This is a genomic window from Actinomadura viridis, assembly GCF_015751755.1.
In the GTDB taxonomy this organism is placed as follows: Bacteria; Actinomycetota; Actinomycetes; order Streptosporangiales; family Streptosporangiaceae; genus Spirillospora; species Spirillospora viridis.
Map to the genome: position 1 here is coordinate 5419857 of NZ_JADOUA010000001.1, position 16011 is coordinate 5435867.

14 protein-coding genes are annotated in these 16011 nt (G+C 73.7%); 9 read left to right on the plus strand and 5 right to left on the minus strand.

Annotated elements, in window-relative coordinates; all coding sequences use genetic code 11:
- Positions 1-407: 407 nt before the first annotated feature.
- On the minus strand, positions 408-1952 hold the full coding sequence (locus IW256_RS24640) for an amino acid adenylation domain-containing protein (RefSeq protein WP_197013236.1): 1545 nt from the start codon (positions 1950-1952) through the stop codon (positions 408-410).
- A gap of 251 nt (positions 1953-2203) precedes the next feature.
- Between IW256_RS24640 and sbnA the strand changes: the two genes are divergently transcribed.
- From sbnA to IW256_RS24655, 3 genes are read left to right on the plus strand one after another with little or no spacing between them, the layout of a single operon-like run.
- On the plus strand, positions 2204-3202 hold the full coding sequence (sbnA, locus tag IW256_RS24645; protein WP_197013237.1) for a 2,3-diaminopropionate biosynthesis protein SbnA: 999 nt from the start codon (positions 2204-2206) through the stop codon (positions 3200-3202).
- A complete protein-coding gene (gene sbnB, locus IW256_RS24650; RefSeq protein WP_197013238.1) occupies positions 3199-4215 on the plus strand; it encodes a 2,3-diaminopropionate biosynthesis protein SbnB in 1017 nt (338 codons plus the stop codon). The genes sbnA and sbnB overlap by 4 nt, the downstream gene beginning before the upstream one ends.
- A gap of 28 nt (positions 4216-4243) precedes the next feature.
- Positions 4244-4477: a hypothetical protein gene (locus IW256_RS24655; RefSeq protein ID WP_197013239.1), complete on the plus strand. Its 234-nt coding sequence runs from the start codon at positions 4244-4246 to the stop codon at positions 4475-4477.
- Between the two features lie 18 nt (positions 4478-4495).
- On the opposite strand, the gene IW256_RS24660 is transcribed toward IW256_RS24655, so the two are convergent.
- Positions 4496-5065, minus strand: coding sequence for a Uma2 family endonuclease (locus IW256_RS24660; protein WP_231403911.1), 570 nt, complete (start codon positions 5063-5065; stop codon positions 4496-4498).
- Positions 5066-5259: 194 nt separating this feature from the next.
- Here IW256_RS24660 and IW256_RS24665 point away from each other — a divergent pair, with 194 nt between their 5' ends.
- Positions 5260-6348, plus strand: a complete 1089-nt coding sequence (locus IW256_RS24665) for an acyl-CoA dehydrogenase family protein (protein ID WP_307829034.1) — start codon at positions 5260-5262, stop codon at positions 6346-6348.
- A 24-nt stretch (positions 6349-6372) separates the two neighbouring features.
- Positions 6373-7377 carry an ADP-ribosylglycohydrolase family protein gene (locus tag IW256_RS24670; RefSeq protein ID WP_231403912.1) on the plus strand — a complete coding sequence of 335 codons (1005 nt, stop codon included), beginning with the start codon at positions 6373-6375 and terminating at the stop codon, positions 7375-7377.
- Positions 7378-7420: 43 nt separating this feature from the next.
- Here IW256_RS24670 and IW256_RS24675 read toward each other — a convergent pair whose 3' ends face one another.
- The 3 genes from IW256_RS24675 to IW256_RS24685 form a co-directional block, all read right to left on the minus strand.
- Positions 7421-7840 (minus strand): TIGR03668 family PPOX class F420-dependent oxidoreductase, encoded by a 420-nt coding sequence (locus IW256_RS24675; protein WP_197013242.1) that lies wholly within the window; start codon positions 7838-7840, stop codon positions 7421-7423.
- A 27-nt stretch (positions 7841-7867) separates the two neighbouring features.
- Complete coding sequence (locus IW256_RS24680; protein WP_197013243.1) at positions 7868-8539, minus strand: class II aldolase/adducin family protein; 672 nt, start codon at positions 8537-8539, stop codon at positions 7868-7870.
- Between the two features lie 196 nt (positions 8540-8735).
- Complete coding sequence (locus tag IW256_RS24685; RefSeq protein ID WP_197013244.1) at positions 8736-9404, minus strand: ACT domain-containing protein; 669 nt, start codon at positions 9402-9404, stop codon at positions 8736-8738.
- Positions 9405-9595: 191 nt separating this feature from the next.
- On the opposite strand from IW256_RS24685, the gene IW256_RS24690 reads away from it, so the two are divergent.
- The 4 genes from IW256_RS24690 to IW256_RS24705 all read left to right on the plus strand — a co-directional run bounded on the left by IW256_RS24690 (position 9596) and on the right by IW256_RS24705 (position 16009).
- Entirely contained in the window at positions 9596-10300 is a 705-nt protein-coding gene (locus IW256_RS24690; RefSeq protein WP_307829035.1) for a nucleotide exchange factor GrpE, read from the plus strand.
- Positions 10301-10398: 98 nt separating this feature from the next.
- A complete protein-coding gene (locus IW256_RS24695; RefSeq protein ID WP_197013245.1) occupies positions 10399-11982 on the plus strand; it encodes an Hsp70 family protein in 1584 nt (527 codons plus the stop codon).
- Between the two features lie 6 nt (positions 11983-11988).
- A complete protein-coding gene (locus IW256_RS24700; RefSeq protein WP_197013246.1) occupies positions 11989-14643 on the plus strand; it encodes a SaeA-related protein in 2655 nt (884 codons plus the stop codon).
- A gap of 43 nt (positions 14644-14686) precedes the next feature.
- Positions 14687-16009 carry a TRAFAC clade GTPase domain-containing protein gene (locus IW256_RS24705; RefSeq protein WP_307829036.1) on the plus strand — a complete coding sequence of 441 codons (1323 nt, stop codon included), beginning with the start codon at positions 14687-14689 and terminating at the stop codon, positions 16007-16009.
- The last annotated feature ends 2 nt before the right edge of the window (positions 16010-16011 follow it).

Genomic DNA, 16011 nt, shown 5'->3' on the forward strand with positions numbered 1-16011 from the left:
CGGCCGGCCGCGGAACCACCACGCCCGGCCACAGAAATGAAGAGTGACCACAAAAAAGCCGGGCCGTCCCCCTCCCCTTTCCCCGGGCCGTCTCCGGCCCGCCGGCCGGGCACGCTATTTTCCACGCACGCGAGAACGAACCCGCCCGGTTCGGGATGCCGCTCCATTCCGCCGCCGTGGATCCACTCTCGACCACGTCTCTACTCAGGAGTAGCGGAGCCACAGTCAACCAGCCTGTCACATGGGCCGCAATCCCCTCTTCTGCAGAACTTGGCCTCAGCCATTGCTCACAGATGTGACAAAGAATCGCGACCTGAGACACGCGGCGGATGGCTGTGTCACTCGTGAAGTGACAAGCATCGACCACTCTTTTCGATCATCCCGATTACGCTCGGTTAAACACGTCCTCACCGTCCCGGGTACTCGTGCACCACGACCGCCGCGGCGCCCACCGAGGGGTGGCGCTGGAGGACGGCCTCGATCTCGCCGAGCTCCATCCGCACGCCGGAGATCTTCACCTGCCGGTCGACCCGGCCGAGGTACTGCAGGACCGGGCGCGCGTCGCCGCCCGCGCCGGGCGGCAGCAGGCGTACGGCGTCGCCGGTCCGGTAGAGCCGCCCGGTCGGCCCGTCCTCGAACGGGTCCTGGTAGAAGGCGTCCCGGGTGCGCTCGGCGTCGCCCAGGTAGCCGCGTCCGACGCAGACGCCGCCGACGAACAGCTCGCCCGTCTCCCCTATGTCGCAGGCCGCCCAGGCGTTCCCTCCCGCCCCGCCGCCGTCGTCGCGGCGCAGCACGTAGAGGCGCGAGTTGACGATGGGCGTGCCGATGGGCAGCCGCAGCAGGTCCAGATCGCCGGCCGTCACGGTGTGGTGGGTGACGTCGTCGGAGCACTCGGTGGGGCCGTAGGCGTTCAGCAGCCGGGCCCCCGGCATCGCCTCCAGCCAGCGGCGGGCCAGTTCGGCGGGCAGTTCCTCACCGGTGGCGATCATCCAGCGGAGGCCGTCCAGCGTGGCGCCCCCTCCCCCGCCGGCGCGGTTCTCCCGCAGGTCGTCCAGAAGGTGACGCACCATGGTGGGCACCAGTTCGACGACCGTGATCCCCCGCTCGTCCACGGTGCGGGCGAACGCCACCGGGTCGTGCCCGACCTCGTCGCCGACCACCTCCACCCGCCCGCCGACCAGCAGCGGGCAGAGCATCTGCCAGACCGAGATGTCGAAGCCCAGCGGGGCGGTCTGGGCGACCGCGTCGGCGCCGGTCAGACCCAGGTCGACGATCTTGGCGAAGAGGTGGTTGATCATGCCCTGGTGCTCGACCACCGCCCCCTTGGGCCGGCCGGTGGAGCCCGAGGTGAACAGCACGTAGCGCGGGCGGTCCAAGGTCTCCAGGCGGGCCGGGCCCCGCCAGGGATCGCACCCGGCGGCGTCCCGCGCCCGGACGATCCGGCACCCGGCCTCGGCGGCGCCCTCCAGCAGCGCGGGCGCGGCGTCCCCCTCGTCCACGACCAGCAGGATCGGCGCCCCCGCCTGGGCCAGCACGTCACGGACGCGGGCGGAGGGCCAGGTGGCGTCGGCGGGCACGTACAGCGCCCCGACCAGCTCGATCGCCAGGAACGCGGCCACCACCGCGGCGTTGCGCTCGCCGCCGACGCCCACCACGGTGCCGGGCCCGGCACCGGATCGCTCCAGCAGCGTGGCCAGGCGGCGCGCCTCGTCGGCCAGGCCGGCGTAGGACAGCGTGCGGGCGGCGTCGGCGACGGCGGGACGGTCGCGCTCGGCGGCGACGCGCTCGACCCGGGCGATCACGGGATCGGCCAGGTCGACGGCCTGGTCACGGGTCATCCCGTGCCGGCCGGCCAGCTCTGCGGCCCGCCGGGCCTGACCGGGGTCGATCGGCAGCACGGGCAGGTCGTCCCGCGCCGGCAACCGGGCGGAAAGGGGGGCGCGACCATCCATCATTACTCTCCGTGATGTAGGACTTCTCCACCGTCATCAACAAATCAGCGGGCCGCCCGAGCGGCCGGGATAGCATATTCCCCATTCACCGCCTCCGCCGATTATCGGGGGTTGCGGGGCCAGATGCCCGAAGGTACGGTGAGGCTCCGCCAGGGTCCGTTCCGACCTTGCGGAGAATCATCGGGGGAAGTCGAGAATGGCGAGAAAACCTCACCGCCCCCACGAATTGTCATTCATCCTAGGGTGGCAGCGTGCCCATCATCACCGCGCCTCAGGAATTCAACGTCGAGGATCTCTACGTGGACCTCGACACGGTCCTGGGCTGCCCGATCTACCTCAAGTGCGAGGGTTTCAATTTCGCCGGATCGGTCAAGCTCAAGGCGGCGGCCGAGATGGTCGGCGCGGCCGAACGCGATGGCCTGCTGGCGCCCGGCTCGACCATCGTGGAGTCCTCGTCCGGTAATCTCGGCATCGCGCTGAGCATCATCGCGGCCGCGCAGGGTCACCGGTTCCTGTGCGTCACCGACCCGCGCTGCAACCCGGCCTCGATGCGGTTGATGCGCGCGCTGGGCGCCGAGGTGCGGGTGGTGGCGACCCAGGACGCCAACGGCGGCTTCCTGGAGAGCCGGATCCGGTACGTCCGCGACCTGTGCGCGTCCGACGACCGGTACGTCTGGCTCGACCAGTACGGCAACGCCGCCAACTGGAAGGCCCACTACCACGGCACCGCCCCGGCCATCGCCCGGCGGTTCCCCGGCCTGGAGGTGCTGTTCGTCGGCGCCGGGACCACCGGCACGCTGATGGGCTGCGCCCGCTACTTCCGCGACCGCGGGCACCCGGTCACCATCGTGGCCGTGGACGCCGTCGGCTCGGTGACCTTCGGCGGCATCCCGGAACGGCGGATGGTGCCCGGCCTGGGCACCAGCACCCGCCCCGGGCTGCTCGACGAGTCGTTCATCGACGATGTGGTGCACGTGACCGAGACCGACACCATCCGCACCGCGCACCGGCTGTCGGCGCGCGGGTTCCTGTTCGGCGGGTCCACCGGCACCGTGGTGTCGGGCGCGGCCCGCTGGCTGGCGGAGAAGTATCCCGGCGAACGGCCCGTGACCGTCGCCATAGCGCCCGACCTGGGCGAACGCTATCTCGACTCGATCTACGAGGAGAGCTGGCTCCGCGAGCACTTCGGCCCCGTCGTGGCCGAACTCGACCTGCCCGACACCGACGTTCAGGAGATCTCGGTTCCATGATCCAGCCCCCGTCCTTCGCCGTGATCCCCGGTGCCCAGGTGCACGAGGCGATCACCGGCCGCGAGGAGCAGGTCACCCGCATGGTGGAGGCCGCCTACCGGCTGCACGGCGAGGGCGCCACCGTCAATCCCGACTCCTACTTCCTGCGCTTCCCCGACCGCCCGTCCTCGCGGATCATCGCGCTGCCCGCCTCGGTCGGCGGCCCGGTGGGGGTGCACGGGATCAAGTGGATCTCCAGCTTCCCGGAGAACGTGGCCGGCGGGCTGCCCCGGGCCTCGGCCGTGCTGATCCTGAACGACGCCGAGACCGGCTACCCGTTCGCCTGCCTGGAGAGCTCCATCATCAGCGCCGCCCGCACCGCGGCCTCCGCGGCCCTGGCCGCCACGGTGCTCACCGGGCGGCGGCGCCTGCGCGCCGGTTTCTTCGGGGTGGGGCTCATCGCCCGCTACCTGCACACCTACCTGGCCGCGAACGGCTTCACGTTCTCCGAGCTGGGCGTCCACGACCTCGATCCCGAGCACGCCGAGGGCTTCAAGGGCTACCTGGAACGCACCGAGAGCGGCCCGATCACCATCCACGACAAGCCCGAGGACCTGGTCCGCTCCAGCGACCTGGTGGTGTTCGCCACCGTGGCGGGCGAGCCGCACGTGACCGACCCCGGCTGGTTCGACCACAACCCGCTGGTGCTGCACATCTCGCTGCGCGACCTCGCCCCGGAGGTCATCCTGTCCTCGTACAACATCGTGGACGACGTGGAGCACTGCCTGAAGGCCGGGACCTCGCCGCACCTGGCCGAGCAGCGGACCGGCGGCCGCGACTTCGTGGACGGCACCCTCTACGACGTCCTCACCGGAACGGCGGCCCCGCCCGATGACCGGCCGGTCGTCTTCTCGCCGTTCGGCCTCGGCGTCCTGGACCTGGCGGTGGCCCGGTACGTCTACGACCGCGTATCGGTCGCCGGTGACCTGCAGGCCGTGCCGGGGTTCTTCCACGAACTCAAGCGCTACGGCTGATCCGCGCCAGAACGGGCATGCCGCCTGTATGACTGAGGAACGCGGCGACGTCCAGGAGCTGAGCGACTTCGAACTGGTGGTCTACGAGACGGTCGCCGAGATCGACAAGGGAGGCGGCGCGGCCGGGATCGAGGACCTGACACGGCTGATCGAGCGGCCGGAGGAGGACATCTGGGCCGCGCTCAGCCACCTGGTCTCGGCCAACCACCTGCACTCGACGGCCAAGGGCTTCGTCCTGGGCCCGCACGACTGGGCCCCCTGACCGGCCGGCCCGCCCCGCTCAGGAGAACTCGGAGGTGTCCAGCTCGAAGTCGAACGGCTCCGGCAGTGACAGCGCCTTCCCGAACGGCACCCACGCGGCCCGGTGGTAGTCGTCCCCCTCGGGTTCGGTGAACAGCGTCACCTTCTGCTCGTCCCGATCGACGAGCAGGTAGTGCGGGATGCCCGCCCGCGCGTAGCAGTGCCGCTTGGCCTCCCGGTCCACCTCGGGCTTGGACGAGGTCACCTCGACGACCATGAGCACCCCGTCCGAGGGCATCCAGGGGTCGGCCCCCTGGAAAAGCCTCAGCTCCCTCGGGGCGATGGTCGCGTCAGGGATCACACGGGACCGGGGACACCTGCCGCCGCTCGGTGTGATCAAGCCCTTGTTGGCGGAGAGGGACACCTTGAGCGCCGCCTTGGTGAACATCTGCTCGGCGATCAGGCTCAGATCGTCCTCGTGATCGCCGCCGGGGGGTGGTGTCACAACGACCTCTCCATCGATCAGCTCGGCCCGGAAGCCCTCGGGTGTGTCCAGGGCGAGGAAATCTTCGAGGAGGATGTCCTCCTGCTTCTTCGGTTCAAGAGCCATAGCGGTCATGCCCTCTCCCTTCCTCGTCGCGACCGAGGATAGCGACAGAGCGCCACCTTTCGCATGCGGATCGTAATGACGGAGCCTGTCACCGTCAGACTACGGGACGTACCTGGCGCACGGCCGCACCCGTGCGGCAAGATTCCTTAGCAAGCGCATGCTTGGTTGTCGTGGGAGGGTGGATGGACCTCGTGGTGAGCGAAGAACTTCAGGAGCTGCGCAAGGAGCTGCGCCGGTTCTTCGCCGACAAGTCGCCCTCGGCCGAGGTGCGGCGCCTGATGGAGACGGCGGAGGGGTACGACCCGGCCGTCTGGGCGCAGATGGCCGGGCAGCTGGGGTTGCAGGGCCTGGCCGTTCCCGAGGAGCTCGGCGGCGCGGGCTTCGGCATGCGCGAGGTGGCCGTGGTGATGGAGGAGATGGGCCGCGCGCTGGTCTGCTCCCCGTACCTCTCCAGTTCCGTGCTGGCGGCGACCGCGCTGCTCGCCTCCGGTGACGCCGGGCGCGCGTGGCTGCCCGGTATCGCCGACGGGACCACGCGGGCCACGCTGGCCTGGTCGGAGGGGGACGGGTGGGATCCCGGGGCCGTGGCCACGACCGCCCGGGAGTACGGCGGCGGCTGGGTGCTGGACGGGACGAAGTCGTACGTCCTCGACGGGCACACGGCCGGGGTCGTCCTGGTGACCGCACGGGCCGGGGACGGGCCGGCGCTGTTCGCCGTGGACGGGGACGCGCCGGGGTTCACCAGGACGCCCCTGCCGACCCTGGACCAGACGCGCCGGCTGGCCCGGCTGGACCTGGACGGCGTGCCCGCGCGGCTCGTCCTCCCGGAGGCGGGGGCGGCGCTGGAGCGGGCGCTGGACACGGCGGCGGTGGCGCTGGCCGCCGAGCAGCTGGGCGGCGCGCGGCGGATGCTGGAGATGACGGTCGAGTACGCCAAGGTGCGCCGCCAGTTCGGCCGCCCGATCGGCGGGTTCCAGGCGATCAAGCACCGGTGCGCGGACATGTTCGTGCTGGTGGAGTCGGCGTGCTCGGCCGTGGCGCACGCGGCGGCGGTCGCCGACGAGCGTCCGGAGGAGCTGCCCGCCGCCGCGGCGCTGGCCAAGGCGTACTGCTCGGACGCCTACTTCGAGGTGGCGGGCGAGGCCATCCAGATCCACGGGGGCATCGGGTTCACCTGGGAGCACGACGCCCACCTCTACTTCAAGCGGGCCAGGTCGTCGCAGGAGCTGTTCGGCCCGCCGGCCCGGCACCGCCGGCGGCTCGCCGATCTTGTCGGGATCTGATCGGATCTGCTGGACAATGGGCCGATGCGAACTTCACGTGCGAGCGGGAGCATGTTCGGGCTGGCCTACGGGGACGCGCTCGGGGCGCCCACCGAGTTCCTGGACATGCGCCAGATCCGGCAGCGGTACGGCGACGACGGCCCGCGGGAGCTCGCCGGGAACCCGGCGCTGGTCACCGACGACACGCAGATGGGCATCGCGGTGGCCCTCGGCCTCCTGGACGCCCTGGAGACCCCTCCGGTCACACCCGACCTGATCACTCCGATGTGGCGACGCCGCTTCGTCGACTGGCTGGTCAGCCCCGACAACAACCGCGCGCCGGGCGGCACCTGCATCCGGGCGTGCCGGGGGCTGTCGGACGGGCGGCCGTGGCTGGAGGCGACCCAGCACGACTCCAAGGGGTGCGGCGCCAACATGCGCGTCACGCCCGTCGGCCTCGTACCGGGGCTCAGCGACGAGGAGCGCGCGGGCGCGGCGCAGCTTCAGGCCGCCATGACGCACGGCCACCCGACCGGGCTGGCCGCCAGCGAGCTGACCGCGTTCACCGTGTGGTGGCTGCGCGAGGGGATGTCGCCCGCCGACCTCCCCGCGGCCCTGCGCGAACGCGCCCACGCCCAGCGCACCGCCTACCACGAGCGCTGGCTGGCCGACCTGTGGGCGCGGTGGGGCGTGAAGACCCCCGAGGACTTCATCTCCTACGGCTGGGACGAGTGCCTGGGGATCCTCGACCGCCTGGACGCCGCGCTGGCGCGCCCCGACCGCGGCGCCGACCCGTGCGAGGCCACCGGCGCAGGGTGGATCGCCGAGGAGGCGTTCGGGACCGGGCTGCTGTGCTTCCTGCTGTTCCCCGATGACCCCGTGTCGGCGATCGCGCGCGGCGCCGCCAGCTCGGGGGACTCCGACTCCATCGCCTGTCTGGCGGGCGCCTTCGCGGGCGCCCACCTCGGGATGGACGCCTGGCCCGCCGCATGGGCCGGCCGGATCGAGTACGCCGACAAGCTCGCCCGGATCGGGAGCGCCTGGGACTGACCCCCGGCCCCCGGCCCCCGGCCCCCCTGAGGACGGGGGACGGTCAGGTGGCCGACCAGCCGGTCCAGCGGTCGATGGTGATCGCGATGACCGGCCCCTCGGGCGGCCGTGCGCGGTACTGCTCGTAGCGGGCGGCCAGCAGGGCGACCGGCTCGGCCATCCGCGCCGGATCGTCCAGCACGTGGGCGTGGCCGTCCGCCCGGACCCACCACAGGCGGTCCCAGTCGTCCTCGTAGTGGTCGGCCAGGAGCGAGACGCGGGGGTTCGCGCGGATGTTGGACAGCCGCTTGAGCTCCCGGGTGGTCTTCGGCTTGTGGTCGACGGCGGTGTAGACGGTGCCTCTGCGCATGGCGAAGGTGACCGCGACCAGGTGGGGGCGGCCCTCCTCGTCGGCGGTCGCGAGCCGGAGCACCGGGACCGCCGCCAGGCGGCGGAGGGCGTCGTCCGCGGGGATCGGAGGCACGGCAGCAGCCTGCCATGCTCCGGCCCGTCAGGCGAGCGGGGCCCCGGGCGTGTGGCCGGGCGGGGTCAGGCCGCGCTCGACGACCTGGCGCAGCTGCTCCTCGGTGAGGACGCGGGGTTCGCCGATCATGCGGGCCCGGACGTAGACGCCGCAGAGCCATTCGAGGAGCCGGGCGTTCTCGTACGCCTCCTCCAGGTCGCGGCCGAGGGCGACGCCGCCGTGGTTGGCCATGAGGGCGGCGTACATGCCGCCGCCCCCGATGCCGCCCTCCAGCGCCGCGCGGACGTTGGCCGCCAGCTCGGGGGTGCCGTACGTGGCGTACTCGGCCACCTTGACGACGCCGCCGAGGGCGAGGGTGTTGTAGTGGATCGGCGGCAGCTCGGTCATGGTCGTCGCGACGACCGTGCCGTAGGTGGAGTGGGTGTGCACGATGGCGGTGGCGCCGGTGACCTCGTAGATCGCCAGGTGCATGGGCGTCTCGGACGAGGGGGCCCGCTCCCCCTCCACGGGCTCGCCGCGCAGGTCGAGGACCGGGCAGTCCTCGGGGGCCATGCGGTCGAGCATCATCCCGCCCGGCGTGACCGCGACCAGGTCGCCGGCGCGGACGCTGATGTTGCCGCTCGCCCCGGTCACCAGGCCGCTTCCGGCCATCCGCCGGCCGATCCCGCACAGCGCCGCCCGTTCGTCCGCCAGCAACATGCGCGCCCCTCTCACCCGTCGGTCACGTGGTCCAAGGCGTACGCTACGGCCCCGGCGATCAAGGGCGGACGGCACGGTCGGATCTCGCGGGGGCCGCGATCGGGGGGAGATGGCCCCCGGCGCGGCCGCGCCGCCGCACCGAGGGGCCATGTCCATCAAAGTAGACGCTCGCGACGTCTGGCCGGTTTCACCCTCGTTACGAGCTACGTACCAGATCAGCGGAGGCGCCGCCCGAGGGGCCCGTACCGAGCACCGCCTCGGCCGCCCCGACCAGCTGCGCGAGCCGGAAGATCTCGGTGCGGTGGAACGGCGGGGCGCCCGTACGCGCGACCACCAGGACCAGGGCGACGGTCTGCTCGGCCGCGACCGGGCACAGGGCGTACTGCGTGCCCTCCTCCGACGTCAGGCCGCGGGGACGCAGCGGCTCCAGCCCGGGAAGCTCCACCCCGCCCAGCCCGCCCAGGCTGGCGTGCACCAGCGACGCGCCCTCCGGCCCGGTCCTGGCCAGCCCCGCCCAATCGGCGCTGAGCAGGGCCGGGACCGCGTCCACCAGCGTCACCGGGCCCCGCTCGGGGTCGGCCGCGAGCTGCCCGATCAGCGCGGCGTCCGGGAACGCCCCCTGCGGCTCGGCCGTCGGCCAGATGCCCACGATCTCCACGCCCGGAACGGACGCCAGGCCGTCGCAGAGGCGGTCGATCCCCGCCCCGGACGGCCAGGCGACCGTGAAGTCGTCCAGGGCACGTCCGTTGTCCCGCTCCAGCACGGCCATCTGGACGACGTCCGCCCCCGCCGCGCCCAGGATCCGCGCCACCTTGCCGAGCGATCCCGGCCGGTCGGGGAGCCTGATACGAATCCGCAGCAGCATGGCCACCTCCAGTAATCCAAACGATGCGCTCCACGCTCCGACACCGGCGTTTCTGTCGTGTTACCCCGGCGTGTCGGAGTTAAGAAACCGCGAGACCCGGACTTACCGGGTGGGCAGGCTGTTGAATTCCCGGGGGAAGGCCGAGGGCGGGGTCTACCCTCGTCATGTGCGGCGCATTAGGGTAACTGCACGTGTCGAGCGCCCGGGATCGCCGAGTCAGCGGGGAGTCCTCCCCCACCCCACCGGCATCGCCCCATGCCCCGGCCGAGGACGGCGAGGCCCGGCACGAGCCCGGCGCCGAGATCCCGTCCCCGCCGCCGGACCCGTCCGCGGGGGACGAGGCCCGGGAGGAGATCCTCACCGCCCTGGCCGCGCTCGCCAAGCAGCTGGAACGCGAGCACGAGCGGGCCGCCCACCGTGAGAGGGTCATCGATCGCCTGCACGAGGAGAACCAGGGCCTGCGCCGCGGCGAGCTGCAGGCCGTTCTCGACCCGGTCCGCGCCGCCCTGTACCGCCTGCACGACCTGGCGCGGCGCGAGGCCGAGCGGTGGGCCGCCCCCGAGCCCCCCGAGCCCGCGCACGCCGCCGCCCTGCTGGCCGCGATGGCCGACGAGGTCGCCGACGCGCTGGCCCGTACCGGTGTGGAGCGTTTCACCGTGGAGCCGGGCGAGCCCTACGACCCGGTCCGGCACCGCCCCGTCGCCGTCGAGCCCGTCACCGATCCCGCCGCCGACGGCACCGTGGTCGCCGTCCGCACCGACGGTTTCGAACGCGACGGCCGCGTCGTCCGCAAGGCCGAGGTCGGCGTCGGCAAGACCGCCGAACCCGCCGGACCGAGTGGGCCGAGTTCCCCGCGCGAGGACGGGCGAGGCGAGACCATGAAACCCAGGCCGTGAGAGCCTCGACACCCCGCTGAATCCTGCCGCCACCGACACCAGGAAGGGAGCGAGCGCGAGCATCGCCGTGGCCGACGGCCCGGCGCCGCGCGACTCTGATGGCCGTCTACGGGATCGACCTGGGAACCACCTATTCCTGTATTGCCTCCATCGACGATGTGGGACGGCCCACGGTCCTGCGCAACCTGGAGGGCACCGACACCACGCCGTCGGTGGTCTACTTCGAGAGCGGCGACAACGTGGTCGTGGGCGCCACCGCCAAGGACACCGCGGTCCTGGAGCCCGACAAGGTGGTCAGCCTGATCAAACGGGACATGGGCCGCGACGTCACCCGGCGGATCGGCGGGTTCGACTACACGCCCGAGGAGCTGTCGGCGTTCATCCTGCTGAAACTGGCGACCGACGCGCGCACCACCGACGGCGAGGAGGCCCGCGACGTCGTGGTGACCGTCCCCGCCTACTTCGGCGCGGCCGAACGGGACGCCACCCGCAAGGCGGGCCGGATCGCCGGGCTCAACGTCATCGACATCGTGTCCGAGCCGATCGCCGCCGCGATCACCTACGGGGTGCTGAACCCCGAGGCCGACCGCACGATCCTGGTGTACGACCTGGGCGGCGGCACGTTCGACACCACCGTGATCGCGCTGCGCGGCGGGCACATCGAGGTGGTGTGCACCGACGGCGACCACGAGCTGGGCGGCGCCGACTGGGACGCCCGCGTGGTCGAGTACCTGGCCGAGCGGTTCCGCGCCGAGCATCCCGACGCCGGCGACCCGCTCGACGACAAGCAGACCGAGCAGCAGCTGCGCCGCGACGCCGAGGACGCCAAGAAGGCCCTCACCACGCGCACCACGCACACCGTGCGGGTGATGCACGACGGCCGGGTGGCGGCCGTGGAGGTCACCCGGGAACGGCTGGAGGACCTCACCCGCGACCTGCTGGACCGGACGATCGAGATCACCGGCCGTACCCTCGCCACCGCCGCCGACAAGGGCGTCGAGGACTACGACGACCTGGTGCTGGTGGGCGGCTCCACCAAGATGCCGGTGGTGGCGGCGCGGCTGGAGACCGAGCTGGGCCTCAAACCCCGCCTCCAGGACCCCGACCTGGCCGTGGCCAAGGGCGCGGCGCTGTACGCGTTCGAGGAGACCTACCGGCGGCTGCTGGCCGCCGGTGACCGCGACGGCGCCGAGCAGATGGCGGGCCGCGCCGGCCTGTCGGCCGACCAGCAGCGCCAGATCGCCGCCCGCCAGATCAAGACGGTGGCCTCGCACGCGTTCGGCATCGTGGTGGTGGACCGCGAGTCGGGCGCCGAGCACGTCGCGCACCTCGTCCACGCCAACGACGAGCTGCCCGCCGCCCGCACCGAGGACTTCTTCACCGTCTACGACGACCAGACCTCGGCCGACATCCGGGTGATGGAGCAGGCCGGCAGCGTCGAGTCCGCCGAGCTGATCGACAACACCGAGATCGCGACCGGCGACATCCGCGTCCCGGGCGGCAAGAAGGCGGGCTGGCCCATCGAGGTCACGTTCGCGCTCGACTCCTCGGGCCTCCTCAACGTCACCGCGGTCGAGAAGGAGACCGGCGAGCGCCTGGAGCTGAAGGTCGACGTCGGCGGCATGTCCGAAGAGGAGGTCGAGCAGTCCCGCCGCGCCCTCTCCCGCGTCCAGGTCACCTGACGGGCAATGGACACTGACACCCGGTATCAGCGTGACGTGCTCGAGCCCGCGCGGGCGGCGGGGGATCAGCCGCCGGAAGATCTGCGGGTGCGGTACGCGCTGCCCGATCCGCTCACGCCGGCCGAGGTGGCGGCGGCGGTCAAGCAGGTGCGGCAGTGCTGGCGGCGGGCGCGGGGGCAGCTGAAGTACCGCAAGCTGATCGACCGGCTGGAGGCGGAGCATCGCGAGCTCGCGCCGATCTTCGCGGCGGCCGAGCGGGGGGATCTGCGCCCGCTGGCCGAGCGGCTGCGGGACGGGCAGGAGCGGACGCGGTCGCGGCGGGCGGAGGCGCGGGCGCGGCTGGCGGACGCGGCGGGCATGCTGCGGATGGTCACTCCGGGCGAGGTGGAGGGGATCGCGCGGACGGCGGGGGTGTCGCGGACGGAGCTGGAGTCGCTGGCGGCCTCGGACCGGATCGAGATCCGCGAGCCCGATCCGCTGCCGGGCGCCGCGCCGTACGCGGCGTACCGGAAGGTGCGCGAGTCGCTGGAGGTGCTGGGGCGGCGGCATCTGGCGCATTTCCTGTTCGGGGGGCGGCTGCGGGGGCCGATCCGGGTGGTGGACGGGTTCGCGGCGCCGGGGCCGGGCGGGCAGGGGCTGCGGCTGGACGCGGCGGCGGTCGCGGCGACGCAGGGCGAGTGGGCGCGGCGGAGCCGCGACACCAGTACGACGCACGCGGACACGGTGCTGGCGGCGCTGCGGTCGGGCGCGGATCTGGCGGAGCTGGTCCGGTTCGATCTGGTGGACCGGTTGCGGGAGCGGCTGCGGCAGCGGGCCTCGGAGCGGGCGCTGCTGCGGCACGCGGTGGAGGATCTGGGCGTCGAGACCGAGGACGCGCGGCGGCTGGTGTTCGCCGTCCTGCGGGAGACGGCGCCGGGCGGGGGGACGGCGGGGCGGCTGCGGGCGCTGCTGGACGCGGGCGAGGTGTACGCGGCGGCGGAGCTGGCGGACGCGGCGAGGATCTCCGCGCCGCTGGAGGGGCGGGACCCGGAGGAGGTCCAGGTGCTGGCGGCCGAGGCCCGGCACCGGCTGGACACCGCCGTGCGGCTGCGCGAGCACGCCCTGGCCGAGGCCGATCCCGACCGGGCGTGGCTGCTGCTGGCCGACGCGTTGCGGCTGGTCCGGGACCTGCCCGGGGCGCTCGATCATCAGCGGCGGCTGCCGCCGCGGCCGGCGTCGGCGGCGCGCGCGGACGTCGATGACGCGGGGTCCGACCCGTCGGTGCGGCTGTCGTGGGAGCCCTCGCCGTCGGCGGCCGGGGAGGTGGTGCACCGGGTCGTGCGGCGGAGCGGCCGGCCGCCGCGGTCGGCGGCCGACGGCGAGCCGCTGGCCGGGCGGGCCGATGACCGGCCGCCGGTGAACGTCCCGCTCTACTACGGCGTGGTCGCGGTGCGGGGGGAGGCGGCGGCGCCGCCGGCGGTGGCGGGGCCGGTGGTGGTACGGCCCGAGCCGCGCGAGGTGGAGCTGCTCCCGGGCGACGGGACGGTCACGGGCCGGTGGCGGTGCCCGCCCGAGGCGGCGCGGGTGGAGGTGCTCCGGGACGGGCGGGCGGTCGCGTCCGGCCGCGAGGGGTTCCAGGAGCGGGTGCCCAACGGGGTCACGCACCATTACCGGATCCGCGCCGTCTACCTGGACGGCGACGACCGTGAGGTGGCCACGCCCGGCGTCCGGGCCGCGGTCACCCCGAACGCGCCGCCCGAGCCGGTGTACGAGCTGGCCGCCGAGCCCGATCCGTCCGATCCGGGCGGGCTGCTGCGGGTGCGGTTCGCGCGTCCCCGGCACGGTACGCCGGAGCTGGTGCTGCTGGACCGTTCGCCGCCCTGGCCGCGCAGCGCGCTGGTGCCGCTGGAGGAGGTGCGGCGGGAGAGCCGGAGGCTGCCGGCCACCGCGTCCGGTGAGGCCCTGGTGGTGCGGCCGGGGGCGAGCGGGTGGGTGCTCGCGGTGACGGTGGCCGAGGACGGCGCGGCGATCGGCGCGTACCACCGGCACGTCCATCTGCCGCCGCCGGGCGGCCTGGTCGCCGAGCGCCGCGGCGCGTACGTGCACGTGGGGTTCGACTGGCCGCCGGGCGTGGCCGAGGTGGAGCTGGCCTGCCGGATCGGGCCGGCGGACGCGGCGGCCGCCGAACGGGAGATCGTCACCCGTGCCGCCTACGACACCCAGGGCGGTGTCCGGGTCGCGGTGCCGGAGGAGCTGCCGGTGGCCGTGACGGTGGCGGCGGCGGGCACGCTGGACGGCGCCCTGGTGACCGGGCCGCCGGTGACGGCCGAGGTCGCCGCGCGGGTCCTGGTGCACTACGACGTGGAGCGCACCGGCCCGCCGTGGCGGCGGTCGTTCACCGTCCGGCTGAGCTGCGCGCGGCCGGTGCGGATCTCGCGGCTGGTGCTGGTGAGGCGGTCCGGGCGGGTGATGCCGCACCGGCCGGGGGACGGGGAGACGCTCGCGGACTGGGAGCAGGTGGCGGTGCCGGGCGAGCTGTCGGTGGCGCTGCCCCGTCCCCTCGGCAAGGGCGCGGGCGGGCCGGACGGGGCCGCCGGGGGGTATTGGCTGCGCTGCTTCGCCGAAGATGATGAGATCGAACTGCGCGATCCCCCCGTTCGCCGTCTCCAGGTCACGAGGTGACGATGCTCCCGACCTCGCCGTTCCGCGCCGCCAGGAGGACGCCGTGCCGCTAGCGTCGCGGGTGCCGTTGCCCGGTGTACGTTCCCGCCAGGGCCTGACCTGCCCGTACTGTTTCGCCGTGGTGGCGCAGGGACGGATCCCGTTCCGCTGCCGGGGGCGCGCGGGACGCCGCCAGGGCTGCGATCCGGTGCTGGACCGCCGGCTGGCCGACTATCTCGGGTCCACGGCGGGCGCGTCGCTGCCGCCGGTGTTCGCGGCGCCGGGGCGCAGGGGCCACGCGCCGTGCCCCGACTGCGGGCAGCCGACCGGTGCCCGGGTGTGCCCGGAGTGCCACAATCCGCTGCCGTCGGCGTACGTCGACTCCCCGGGCCGGATCGTCGCGCTGGTCGGGGCCAAGAACGCGGGCAAGAGCACCTACATCGCGGTGCTGCTGCACGAGCTGATGAACCGGGTCGGCACGGAGCTGGACGCGTCGCTGGTGGCGTGCGACGACCGGACGATCGAGCGGTACAAGCGCGACTTCGCCCGGCCCCTGCTGGAGGAGCGGCGGCTGCTGCCGACGACCGCGAGCGCCGCGACCGGGCCGCGGGAGCCGCTGGTGTACCTGCTGACCCGGACCCGGCGGGCGCGGTTCGCGCCGGGGCGGCTGGCGCGTTCGCGCAACGACTCGCTGGCGCTGGTGCTGTTCGACACCGCGGGCGAGGACCTGCGCAGCCGCGAGGTCCGCGATCTGCATCTGCGCTACCTGGAGGCGGCGGACGCGATCATCTTCCTGGTCGATCCGCTGGAGCTGCCGGGCGCGCGGGCCGCGGTGGTGGAGGCCGCGCCGGGCCTGCCCGCGGTGCCGGGGGACGACCCGGACAGCGAGCCGATCAACATCATCGCGCGGGTCACCGAGGCGCTGCGGCAGCGGCACGGGACCCGTCCGGGCGAGCCGCTGTCGGTGCCGGTGGCGGTGGCGCTGACCAAGATCGACGTGCTGCGGCCCGCGCTGCTGCGGCAGTCGGCGCTGCACCGTTCGCGCGCCGGCGCGGGCGTGCTGGACCTGGACGACAGGGAGGCGGTGGACGCGCAGGTCCGCGCGCTGCTGCACGAGTGGCAGGCCGGTCAGCTGGACACCTACCTGCGCCAGCAGTACGCCGACCACGCGCTGTTCGGCATCTCCGCGCTGGGCGGGGTGCCCGAGGGCGGGCGGGTCGGGGCGGGCGGCGTGCGGCCGTACCGGGCCGAGGACCCGTTGCTGTGGCTGCTGTACCGGTTCGGGATGCTCGACGGGCTGCGGCCGGGCTCGGGGGACGGGAACGGCGGCGGGTCCGGGCCCGCGGCGGGTGGCCCGGCGGGGCCCTCGCCGTTCCAGGGGAGGTGACG

What these genes read in the sequence shown, in the direction of transcription:
- IW256_RS24640 (WP_197013236.1), bottom strand. Translation starts at nt 1,952, where the DNA reads ATGGATGGTCGCGCCCCCCTTTCCGCCCGGTTGCCGGCGCGGGACGAC.
- sbnB (WP_197013238.1), top strand. Translation starts at nt 3,199, where the DNA reads ATGATCCAGCCCCCGTCCTTCGCCGTGATCCCCGGTGCCCAGGTGCAC.
- IW256_RS24655 (WP_197013239.1), top strand. Translation starts at nt 4,244, where the DNA reads ATGACTGAGGAACGCGGCGACGTCCAGGAGCTGAGCGACTTCGAACTG.
- IW256_RS24660 (WP_231403911.1), bottom strand. Translation starts at nt 5,065, where the DNA reads ATGGCTCTTGAACCGAAGAAGCAGGAGGACATCCTCCTCGAAGATTTC.
- IW256_RS24670 (WP_231403912.1), top strand. Translation starts at nt 6,373, where the DNA reads ATGCGAACTTCACGTGCGAGCGGGAGCATGTTCGGGCTGGCCTACGGG.
- IW256_RS24680 (WP_197013243.1), bottom strand. Translation starts at nt 8,539, where the DNA reads ATGTTGCTGGCGGACGAACGGGCGGCGCTGTGCGGGATCGGCCGGCGG.
- IW256_RS24685 (WP_197013244.1), bottom strand. Translation starts at nt 9,404, where the DNA reads ATGCTGCTGCGGATTCGTATCAGGCTCCCCGACCGGCCGGGATCGCTC.
- IW256_RS24695 (WP_197013245.1), top strand. Translation starts at nt 10,399, where the DNA reads ATGGCCGTCTACGGGATCGACCTGGGAACCACCTATTCCTGTATTGCC.
- IW256_RS24700 (WP_197013246.1), top strand. Translation starts at nt 11,989, where the DNA reads ATGGACACTGACACCCGGTATCAGCGTGACGTGCTCGAGCCCGCGCGG.